10 protein-coding genes are annotated in these 10,371 nt (G+C 74.5%); 5 read left to right on the top strand and 5 right to left on the bottom strand.

Features of this window, described 5'->3' with window-relative positions; all coding sequences use genetic code 11:
* Positions 1-413: 413 nt before the first annotated feature.
* Positions 414-593 carry a hypothetical protein gene (locus LCE31_RS30240; protein WP_308042329.1) on the top strand — a complete coding sequence of 60 codons (180 nt, stop codon included), beginning with the start codon at positions 414-416 and terminating at the stop codon, positions 591-593.
* Between the two features lie 182 nt (positions 594-775).
* On the opposite strand, the gene LCE31_RS30235 is transcribed toward LCE31_RS30240, so the two are convergent.
* The 3 genes from LCE31_RS30235 to LCE31_RS30225 all read right to left on the bottom strand — a co-directional run bounded on the left by LCE31_RS30235 (position 776) and on the right by LCE31_RS30225 (position 3,093).
* Positions 776-1,948 carry an RNA polymerase sigma factor SigF gene (locus LCE31_RS30235; RefSeq protein ID WP_374118589.1) on the bottom strand — a complete coding sequence of 391 codons (1,173 nt, stop codon included), beginning with the start codon at positions 1,946-1,948 and terminating at the stop codon, positions 776-778.
* Positions 1,945-2,358 carry an anti-sigma regulatory factor gene (locus LCE31_RS30230; RefSeq protein ID WP_225019954.1) on the bottom strand — a complete coding sequence of 138 codons (414 nt, stop codon included), beginning with the start codon at positions 2,356-2,358 and terminating at the stop codon, positions 1,945-1,947. Before LCE31_RS30230 ends, LCE31_RS30235 begins: the two co-directional genes overlap by 4 nt.
* Before the next feature lie 474 nt (positions 2,359-2,832).
* The gene (locus LCE31_RS30225; protein WP_225019952.1) at positions 2,833-3,093 is read right to left on the bottom strand and encodes a UBP-type zinc finger domain-containing protein; all 261 of its coding nucleotides are present in this window, start codon (positions 3,091-3,093) and stop codon (positions 2,833-2,835) included.
* A 35-nt stretch (positions 3,094-3,128) separates the two neighbouring features.
* Here LCE31_RS30225 and LCE31_RS30220 point away from each other — a divergent pair, with 35 nt between their 5' ends.
* The gene (locus LCE31_RS30220; protein WP_225019950.1) at positions 3,129-4,730 is read left to right on the top strand and encodes a Na+/H+ antiporter; all 1,602 of its coding nucleotides are present in this window, start codon (positions 3,129-3,131) and stop codon (positions 4,728-4,730) included.
* Between the two features lie 203 nt (positions 4,731-4,933).
* Here LCE31_RS30220 and LCE31_RS30215 read toward each other — a convergent pair whose 3' ends face one another.
* Positions 4,934-5,875, bottom strand: a complete 942-nt coding sequence (locus LCE31_RS30215) for a 1-aminocyclopropane-1-carboxylate deaminase/D-cysteine desulfhydrase (protein WP_225019956.1) — start codon at positions 5,873-5,875, stop codon at positions 4,934-4,936.
* 394 nt (positions 5,876-6,269) lie between these two features.
* Between LCE31_RS30215 and LCE31_RS30210 the strand changes: the two genes are divergently transcribed.
* The 3 genes from LCE31_RS30210 (at position 6,270) to LCE31_RS30200 (ending at position 9,632) form a co-directional block, all read left to right on the top strand.
* A complete protein-coding gene (locus LCE31_RS30210) occupies positions 6,270-7,676 on the top strand; it encodes a family 2B encapsulin nanocompartment shell protein (RefSeq protein WP_225019948.1) in 1,407 nt (468 codons plus the stop codon).
* 178 nt (positions 7,677-7,854) lie between these two features.
* Positions 7,855-8,901, top strand: a complete 1,047-nt coding sequence (locus LCE31_RS30205; protein WP_225019947.1) for a family 2 encapsulin nanocompartment cargo protein polyprenyl transferase — start codon at positions 7,855-7,857, stop codon at positions 8,899-8,901.
* Between the two features lie 311 nt (positions 8,902-9,212).
* A complete protein-coding gene (locus LCE31_RS30200; RefSeq protein ID WP_225019945.1) occupies positions 9,213-9,632 on the top strand; it encodes a DUF6304 family protein in 420 nt (139 codons plus the stop codon).
* A 205-nt stretch (positions 9,633-9,837) separates the two neighbouring features.
* Here the strand turns inward: LCE31_RS30200 and LCE31_RS30195 are convergent.
* The coding region (locus LCE31_RS30195) for a hypothetical protein (RefSeq protein WP_225019943.1) at positions 9,838-10,371 on the bottom strand (534 nt) is incomplete at its 5' end.

Raw genomic sequence — 10,371 nt, 5'->3', positions numbered from 1 at the left:
GGCCGCCGCCCCGACTGACTGCGGCGGCGGCCCTCACCGCGGCGGACGCGCTGGCACTCTTCGCCACCGGCGTCTACCTGCTGGTGGCCGGATTCGCCGGGAAGCCGGACGACCCCGGCCAGGCCGAGGCGCTCGGCGCGACCGTGATCGTCATCGGGATTCTGCCGCTGGCCGCGGCCAGGGGCCTGCTCGCCCGGCGCGGGGGGGGGCGCGGGCCCGCCCAGGGGACCCCCCGACAAGCGCGGCCCGGGGGGGGGCCCCCGGGGGGGGGGGGGGGCGGGGGGGGGGCCCCGGGGGGGGGGGGGGGCCGGGCTATAACCGGGCCGGGGGGGGGCCCCCCCCCCCCCCCCCGCCGCGGGCCCCCCCCCCCGCCCCGGCCCCCCCCCCGGGGGGGGGGGCGCCGCCCCCCCGCCATGATCACGCACATCATCGCGCTCCCGGTCGCGTACGCCCTGATGAGCTCGGGCGGCTCGCTCGTGCCCGCGGGCATCGCGGTGGCGGCGGTCGCGATCGCCGGCCTGGTCCTCCTGATCAGCGCGGCGACGACGCGGGCCCTGGGCATCCGCCCGCCGGGCACCCGCGAACAGGGCTGACAGCAGGCCCCGGGACGCCGCAGGGGCGCGTGCCGCCCCGTGGCCTCGTACAAGTGACACCGGACCGGCGCGCTGCCGTACAGGTGCAGCCCGTCGCGGTGGGCGGGCCCGGACGGACGAGCGGCGCGGTCCCGTGCCGGGAGCCGCGCCGTCCTGCCGCGCCGTACCCGGCGCCGCTTCCGCTACTCCTCGACCAGCAGGCGTTCCCGCAGCTGTGCCAAGGTCCGCGCCAGCAGCCGCGACACGTGCATCTGCGAGATGCCGACCTCCTGCGCGATCTGTGACTGCGTCATGTTCCCGAAGAAGCGGAGGAGCAGAATCCGCTTCTCTCTCGGCGGCAGATCCTCCAGCAGCGGCTTCAGCGACTCCCGGTACTCCACCCCCTCGAGCGCCTCGTCCTCCGCGCCGAGCGTGTCCGCCACGGCCGGTGACTCGTCGTCCGTGTCGGGGACGTCCAGCGACAGCGTGGAGTAGGCGTTCGCCGACTCCAGGCCCTCCAGAACCTCTTCCTCGGAGATCCCCAGCCGCTCCGCCAGCTCGTGGACCGTGGGGGAGCGCCCGTGCTGCTGCGACAGCTCCGCCGTCGCCGTCGTCAGCGAGAGCCGCAGCTCCTGGAGCCTGCGCGGCACCCGCACCGCCCAGCCCTTGTCCCGGAAGTGCCGCTTGATCTCGCCGACGACGGTGGGGGTCGCGTACGTAGAGAACTCCACGCCGCGGTCCGGGTCGAACCGGTCCACCGACTTGATCAGCCCGATGGTCGCGACCTGGGTCAGGTCGTCCAGCGGCTCGCCGCGGTTGCGGAAGCGCCGCGCCAGGTGCTCCACCAGCGGCAGGTGCATCCGGACGAGCCGGTTGCGCAGATCCGCGCGCTCCGCGGAGCCGTCGGGCAGCGCGCGCAACTCGATGAAGAGCGCCCGCGCGCCCCCGCGGTCGTGCGCGTCGGCCGGATCGGCCGCGTCCGCCGCCCGGTGCGCGTGCTCCAGGTGCTCCGCGGCCTCGGCGGCCACGGCCGCGTCGTCGGAACCCGCCTGCGCGGCCGGCTCCGACCGCCCGGTCCTGGGGGACTGCCCGGCCTTCCCGTCGCGCTGCGGGTCCTCGTGATCCTCGTTGTTCTCGTTGTTCTCGTCCTGCTTCTCGCTCATCCCGGCCGCCCGCTCTGCCCGCACCTGCTCCCCCGTGGCCCCACGGCCGTCAGATCCGTCCTCGGGATGGGGACGGGCCTGCTGCTCGGGTATGCCCACGGACACGGACCGCCCCGCGGGGCCCGGGCGCTCGCCCGGCCGTGCCGCGTGTCCCCCCGCGCCGTCGCCGACGGCACGCCCCTCGTCACGCACCGGCCCCTCCCCGTCGCTCACGCCGGGCCCGGCCCCGCGCCGCGCTGTTTGTACAGGCTGATGGAGACCGTACGGTCGTCCGCCACCGAGGAGTCGACCTTGCCGGCCAGTGCCGAGAGCACCGTCCAGGCGAAGGTGTCACGCTCCGGCGCGCGGCCGTCGGTGGTGGGCGCGGCGACCGTCACTTCGAGGGAGTCGTCGATCAGCCGGAAGACGCAGCTGAGGACGGAACCGGGCACGGCCTGCTGGAGCAGGATCGCGCACGCCTCGTCCACGGCGATGCGAAGGTCCTCGATCTCGTCGAGGGTGAAGTCCAAGCGCGCCGCGAGACCGGCCGTGGCCGTACGCAGCACGGACAGGTAGGCACCCGCAGCGGGCAACCGGACTTCCACGAAGTCCTGGGTCCCGGGCTCGCCTGCGATCTGGGACACCCTCACCTCCAAGGTGGCACAAGCTTTTCGGGGCTCCGTGACGCCAGTCGCGTCAGGGGCCACGCGGTACGTGGGTCGTACGCGCCGGCCTGGACTGGCGACGCTACCGCGCTCCATAGTGCCCTGTCGCAGGGCCCCCGTCCGACCGGCGTCACTCATGGTAGGGCCTTGAGTACGCAAAGTGTCCGGGGTGTGCGACGCTCAAATGGGAACGTCCGGCGGACCGTTGACGTACCCACCGCGCACGCCGTCGAACCGCCCCAGGTCCCGGAGATCGTTTCGGGCCGCGCGACGTCCCGCCGGGGCGATCCCCGAAGGCCCGCCGCGTGCCTGGCAGCGAGGGCGTCCGGCGCGTCGCGTACGGTCCCGTGAGGGCTCAGGGGTTCGCGCACCGCCGCGCGAGGACGCGTGGGGGCAGCGAGGTGGCGGGCCGCGTGGCGACGGGCCGTGGAGGCCGTGTGCCGGCGGGCGCCGTCAGACGATCGATCCGTCGACATAGCACCACCGCCAGCCCTCGCCCGGCTCGATCGACCGCATCACCGCGTGCCCGGTGTCCTTGAAGTGCCGCGTCGCGTGCCGGTGCGGGGACGAGTCGCAGCACCCGACGAGACCGCACACCAGGCACATCCGCAGCTGTACCGGGTGGCTTCCGGCCGCCAGGCACTCCTGGCACGTGTCGCTCAGCGGGGCGGGCTCGGGGCGCGGCAGTTCCGCGAGGTGGGTGCACTCACTCATGATGGCCAGGTTACGACGGGTGTTGAGGAGCCGGAATGGACGTATTGGCGCTGGTCGCGCTCGTGGCAGGAAGCGCGGCGATCGCGGGGGCGGCGCGCAGGACATCCGTGCCGGCGCCGCTGCTGCTCGTGGCGGCGGGACTGGTCGCCGCGTACGTGCCGGGGATTCCGGACTACACCCTCGACCCGCATGTGGTGCTGCCGCTGATCCTGCCGCCGCTCCTGTACACCTCCGCCGTCGACGCCTCGTACCTCGACCTGCGCGCCAACGCCCGCCCCGTGGCGCTGCTGTCCGTCGGCTACGTGCTGTTCGCGACGCTCGCGGTGGGGTACCTGGCCTACCTGCTCGTCCCCGACCTGCCGCTGACCGCCGCACTCGTCCTCGGTGCGGTGATCGCGCCGCCCGACGCGGTCGCGGCCACCGCGATCGCCCGCAGGCTGGGGCTCCCGCACCGGATCACCACGATCCTCCAGGGCGAGTCGCTGGTGAACGACGCGACGGCCATCACCGCGTGCAAGGTGGCACTCGGCGCGGCGGTGGGGACGGGCGCCAGCTGGGGCGGCGGGCTGCGGGAGTTCCTGCTCGCGGCCGTGGGCGGTGTGATCGTCGGCCTGGTGCTGATGGTGCCGCTGCACTGGCTGCGCACCCACCTGCGCGAGGCGCTGCTCCAGAACACGCTGTCGCTGCTCATCCCGTTCGTCGCGTACGCGCTGGCCGAGCAGTTCGAGGCGTCCGGTGTGCTCGCGGTCGTCGTCGTCGCGCTCTACCTGGGACACCACAACACCCAGGTCGACTTCGCGACCCGGCTCCAGGAGCACGCGGTGTGGAAGATGATCGCGTTCGTCCTGGAGTCCGCGGTGTTCGCGCTGATCGGACTCCAGGTGCCGTTCGTCCTGCGGGGCCTCGGGGAGTACGGCGTCGGCGAGGCGTGCCTCTTCGCCGTCGGCGTGTTCGTCGTGGTCGTCCTCGCGCGCTTCGTCTGGGTCTATCCGGCGACCTTCGTGCCGCGCCTGCTGTCCGAGCGCATCAGACGCAGGGAGCCCGACACCAACTGGAAGGCGCCGCTGATCGTCGGCTGGGCCGGCATGCGCGGCGTGGTCTCGATGGCGATCGCCTTCTCGATCCCCGAGACGACGCACGACGGCAGCCCCTTCCCCGGCCGCAACCTGGTGCTGTTCCTGACCTTCACCACCGTGATCGGCACGCTCGTCGTGCAGGGGCTCACGCTGCCGCCGCTGATCCGCCTGCTGCGGCTGCCCACGCGTGACGTGCAGACCGAGACGCTCGCCGAGGCACAGGCGCAGAACGAGGCGTCGCGGGCCGCGGAGCGGCGCCTGAACGAGCTGCTTGCGGACGAGCGCAACGCGCTGCCCAAGCCGCTCGCCGACCGTCTGCGCACCGTCCTCGAACGGCGCAGGAACTCCGTGTGGGAGCGGCTCGGCGGCGTCAACGAGGCGACCGGCGAGTCGGCCGACGCCACGTACTCCAGGCTCTCCCGCGAGGTCATCGAGACGGAGCGGTCGGTCTTCGTCCGGCTCCGCGACCAGCGCGGCATCGACGACGAGATGATGCGCACCCTGCTGCGCAGGCTCGACCTGGAGGAGGCGGCGGCGTACCGGGAGGAAGGCGGCGACTGAGGCCGGGGACGCCCGCCTGCACGGACCGCTGGTGCGGACGGCTTGTACAGGCTGCTGGTGCGGCCTGTACGGACCTTGTGCGGGCGGCCTGTATGGACGGCTCGTGCGGCGGGCCGGCTGACGGGCTCGGCCGTGCGGCGGGCCGGCTGCCGGGCTCGGCGCGCGCGTGGGGGCCGGTCCGGGGCGAGCCCGCCGGTGCGCGCTCAGGCCGGGTCCGCCGGCCCCGTGATCACCGCGGCGACCGTCGTGCCCGGCGCGAACTCGCCCGCGCTCACCATCGCCGTGAGTCCATAAAGCAGTTTGGCGACATATATATGCTCCAGGCGGAGCCCGTGCTCCCGCTCGAAGCCGTCGGCGAACGCGGTGAGACCGGGGCCGGTACGCCCGAAGCCGCCACCGTGGAAGCGGTCGTCCACGCGCCAGTCGCCGCGTGTCCCGCCGAACGCGGCGTGCTGGAGCCCGCGCACCTCCTCCGTGAGGAAGCCGCCCCGCAGGACCGCGACGCCGAGCGCCCGCTGGCCCGGGCCGAGGCCCGCGGCGAGGCCGGCGAGCGTGCCGCCCGTACCGCAGGCGACCGCGACGACGTCGGCGGCTCCGCGCAGCTCCTCCCCGAGGTCCGCGCAGCCGCGCACGGCCTCGGCGTTGCTGCCGCCCTCCGGGATCACCCAGGCCGAGCCGGGGGAGCTCCCGGTGCCCGTGAGGGCGTCCTCGACGAGTGCGGCGAGCACGCCGGGGTCCGCCTTGCGCCGGTAGGCGGCGCGGTCCACGAAGCGCAGCCGCATGCCGTCCGCGGCGCAGCGGGCGAGCGAGGGGTTGAGCGGGCGGTCCGCCAGCTCGTCGCCGCGTACGACGCCGACGGTCGCGAGCCCGAGCAGCCGGCCGGCCGCCGCGGTGGCGCGCAGGTGGTTGGAGTGCGCGCCGCCGAAGGTGACGAGGGTGTCCGCGCCCGCGGCACGGGCCGCGGACAGGTTCGGCACGAGCTTGCGCCACTTGTTGCCCGGCACTTCCGAGTGGATCAAGTCGTCGCGCTTGAGCAGAAGGCGTACGCCAGATGCGTCGAACTGTCTGTTCGCCACCGGCTGGAGGGGCGAGGGGAGCCGGGGCCTGAGCCCGTGCGGGTGGGGCCCGTGGGCGGACCGGTCGATCGGTGTCACCTCGGCATTGTCCGTCCCGGGGCGTGCGCCGTGACGGGCGGGGACGGCGACGGGACCGGGGCGGACGCGGGTGCGGGACCGGGGCGGACGCCGGCCGCGCGCGGTGCTCGCGGCCCCGCCCCCGCGGGGGCCCCCCCCCCGGGGGGGGGCCGGGGGGGGGGGGGGGGGGGGGGGGGGGGGGGGGGGGGCGCGGGGCGCGCGCGGGGCGCGCGGCCCCGCCTCCGCGCCGCCCACCGCGGCGGGGACCGCCGGGCGGGCGGCGGAGGCCGGTGCGATTCCCGTGCGACGCACGGTTCACTCCCACTCGTTTGTGTAGTGGTGCGGACACCGACGGTGCTGAAACGCTTTGCCCCGCAGGTCGGTACATGATCGAAGGGGAGTCTTCATGTCGGTTGCTGATGAGGTCCGTACGGAACAGTCGGCGCCCCAGCAGAGCCTGGGCACGGCCGCCGCGCGGAACCTGGCGACCACCACCAAGTCGGTCCCGCAGATGCAGGAGATCACCTCCCGGTGGCTGCTGCGGATGCTGCCGTGGGTCCAGGTGCAGGGCGGCACCTACCGGGTCAACCGCCGCCTGAGCTATGCCGTGGGGGACGGACGGATCACCTTCGTCCAGACCGGGGACCGGGTGTCGGTCATCCCGGCGGAGCTGGGAGAGCTGCCCGCACTGCGCGACTACGAGGACGAGGAGGCCCTCACCGAGCTGGCCAACCGCTGCGAGCAGCACGAGTTCCAGCCCGGCCAGGCGCTGGTCACGCGGGGCGACGCGGCGGACCGCGTCTTCCTGCTCGCGCACGGCAGGGTCGAGAAGATGGGGGAGGGCCCGTACGGGGAGGAGGCCGTCCTCGAAGTCCTCGCGGACGGCGCGTACTTCGGCGAGCAGGCCCTGCTCGACGGCGGCGCCACCTGGGACTACACCGCGCGGGCCGCCACCGCGTGCACGGTGCTGGTGCTCACCCGCCGCGACGTGCTGAACCTCGCGGAGCGCGCCGACTCCCTCGGCGCCCATCTGCGGACGCGGATCTCGCTGCCGCACCAGCGCACCAACCCGTACGGCGAGGCCGCGATCGACCTGTCGGCCGGCCATGTCGGCGAGGCCGTCGTGCCGCACACCTTCGTGGACTACGAGGGCGCGCCGCGCGAATACGAGCTGAGCGTCGCGCAGACCGTCCTGAAGGTCCACAGCCGGGTCGCCGACCTCTACAACCAGCCGATGAACCAGACCGAGCAGCAGTTGCGGCTGACGGTCGAGGCGCTGCGCGAGCGGCAGGAGCACGAGCTGGTCAACAACCGCGAGTTCGGCCTGCTGCACAACTGCGACTACGGCCAGCGGCTCCAGCCGCACGACGGTGTGCCGAGCCCCGACGACATGGACGAGCTGCTGTCCCGCAGGCGCGGCTCGAAGATGTTCCTCGCGCACCCGAAGGCCATCGCCGCGTTCGGCCGCGAGTGCAACCGGCGCGGGCTCGTGCCGGAGAGCGTCGAGGTCGCGGGCCACCACGTGCCCGCCTGGCGCGGTGTGCCGATCTTCCCGTCCAACAAGATCCCGGTCTCGGACGCGCGGACGACGTCCATCATCTGCATGCGTACCGGCGAGCAGGAGCAGGGCGTCATCGGCCTCCAGCAGGCCGGCATCCCGGACGAGATCGAGCCGAGCCTCTCGGTGCGCTTCATGGGCATCAACGAGCAGGCGATCATCTCGTACCTCGTCACGGCCTACTACTCGGCGGCCGTCCTCGTGCCCGACGCCCTCGGCGTCCTGGAGAACGTGGAGGTGAGCCGCTGGCGGTGAGGTGACCGCCACGGGGCGGGACCGGCCGCGCCGCAGGCGCCCTGCGGCCGGCCCGCCCCGGCGCAGCCCGGCCGCCTCCGCGGCCCGGCCGGGCCGCTCCACGCGGCCCACCGCCACCGCCCGACGCGCACGCGGCGCCACGGCACCGCACGCACGCACGCACCAGGAAGCAGCAACCATGACCACGACCAGCCCGGACGCCACCACAGGCGGCCACGAGGCGGTGGCGCTCCTTGAGCGTGCCCGGGGCATCGTCGACCCCGGACTGCGCTCCGCCGTGGCGTCGTTGCCCGAGCCCATACGCGGGGTCGCCCAGTACCACTTCGGATGGCAGGACGCCCAGGGGCGGCCTGCTCGGGGAGGCGCGGGCAAGGCCATCAGGCCCGCGCTCGTCCTCGCCGCCGCCCGCGCGCTCGGCGCCGACCCGCTCGTCGCCGTGCGGCCCGCCGTCGCGGTCGAGCTCACGCACAACTTCACACTGCTGCACGACGACGTCATCGACGAGGACCCGACCCGCCGCCACCGCGCCACCGCCTGGACGGTCTTCGGCGTCCCCGACGCGATCATCACCGGCGACGCGATGATGTCACTCGCCGCCAGAGTGCTCGCGGAGGACCGGCACCCCGCCTCGGCCGCCGCCGTGGCACGCCTCTCGGACTGCGTGATCGAGCTGTGCGCGGGCCAGCAGACCGACTGCGCCTTCGAGGGTCGCGCGCCCGAAGCCGTCACGGTGGACGAGGTGCTCGTCATGGCGACCGCCAAGACCGGTGCGCTGCTCGGCAGTTCGTGCGCGCTCGGCGCTCTGTACGCGGGCGCGGACGACGAAGCGGTGTCGGCGCTCGACGCCTTCGGCCGGCAGGCCGGCCTCGCCTTCCAGCTGATCGACGACCTGATCGGCATCTGGGGCGACCCCGCGCAGACCGGCAAACCCGCGGGCGCGGACCTGGCAGCCCACAAGAAGTCCCTCCCGGTCGTCGCCGCTCTCGCCTCCGGCACCGAAGCCGCCCAGGAGCTGGCGGAGTTGTACCGGCATCCGATGGACGACGACGCGGTCCGCCGCGCCGCCGCGGCCGTCGAGCGCGCAGGCGGGCGCGCGTGGGCCCAGCTCCAGGCCGGTGACCGCATGTCCCGTGCGGTGCACGAACTCTCCCGCGCCGTCCCGGATCTGGCCGCCGCGGGCGACCTGCTGGCCCTGGCCGAGTTCGTCACACGCCGCACCCGCTGAGGGGCCGCCCACAGGGCCGCGCAGGACATCGATCGGGCAGGGCGGCCATGGCCGGTGCCGACACCGGTGGGTGGGCCCTCGACAGCACCGTGAGGGCCCACCGCGGTGCCCCTGCGGTGCACCCGTTGCACGCCTGCGGTGCCCCTCCCGGGCACCCGTCGCGGCCCTGTTGTGCCCCTGCGGTGCCCCTGACGGGCACCACACCGGGCCTTCGTCGCTCGCGGCCCCGGCCCGGCCGACTCCCCTTCCCCCGGGCGTCGTTCGGTGCCCCGACCGGCGGGGGAAGATCTCCTACCGCTACAGTCCGCGCCATGACAGCGGAGTCGAGCGACACATGGGCGGGTTGGTACAGAGACCCCAGGGGTGCCGAAGCCATCACATTTCTCTCCGGCGGCGGGCGGATACGCACCGAGGTCCGGGGAGCCGCGTACGAGGGCGCGGATTTCGCGGCCCTGGAGCCGGTGGACGGCGGACCGGGACTCGCCGGGTGCGTCATGGAGTGGGACATGCCCCTGCCCATGGTGGCCCCCGGGAAGACCCAACAGGCCACGCTGAGCTGTCTTCTGACGCTCAGTGACAAGGGCCCGGAACTCTCCCTCACACTGCACTGGGCCGGCGCCGCCTTCGCGTCGGGCATCGCGGGCGGCGACTTCGAGGAGGCCCTCGGCCGCATCCGGCGCCAGCTGCCCGGCGACACCGAACTGGGCGGACGCCCGCTGGTAGGAGCCTGACGGTACGTCAGGCCACTAGTCAGTCAGTGAGTCAGCCAGTGATCAGGGCCTGACAGTACGTCAGGCCGGAAAAACGCGACGGGCCGTCACCCCGGCCCGTCCCACGCCGCCGTGGTGTGAGAGCGAGGCCACCGAGACCCCGGCCGACGGAACCGGCCGGGACGCTCCCGGCCGGATCGCCTCTCGGCCGGCGCCCGCACCGGACTCAGAGGACGCCCGCGGGGCCGTCGTCGTAGACCACGTACGCCTCTTCGACGTCCACCGCCCGCAGCCCGGCATCGGCGAGGCCGCCCAACAGCCCCTCAAGTCGGAGCCGTGCGCCCTGGCGCCCCACGTCCCGCGCACACTGCACGAGCACCCGCTCCTGCACACCGCGCACGGGCACCGTGCGTACCCGGCGTGACAGGCGGGCCGTGTGCCGGCCCGCGACGGCGGAGAGCCGACGGGTGTCGTAGGGAAGGGGCAGCCGCACCGCCACCCGGTGCTCGAACCGGCGGAACGGCGTCACCGCGGCCTCCGCGTCGGTCACCGGCACGCCGTCGTTCCAGGTCGCGGCCTCGATCCGGGTCCGCGCGACCCGGAAGCCGTCCGCCCCGAGCCGTGCCGCCCACTCGCCCGCGCTCAGACGCTGCCCCGCGAGGTCCCCCGTGCACTCCCGCACCAGGGTCGGCCGCCTCGGCGTGCGCCCCCGGTCGAGCAGGCCGCCCTCGACGCCGAACCCCCACTGCCGGGCCCACCC

Source organism: Streptomyces sp. 8L (genome assembly GCF_020176795.1).
In the GTDB taxonomy this organism is placed as follows: domain Bacteria; phylum Actinomycetota; class Actinomycetes; order Streptomycetales; family Streptomycetaceae; genus Streptomyces.
This window is presented reverse-complemented; position numbering and strand designations above follow the sequence as displayed.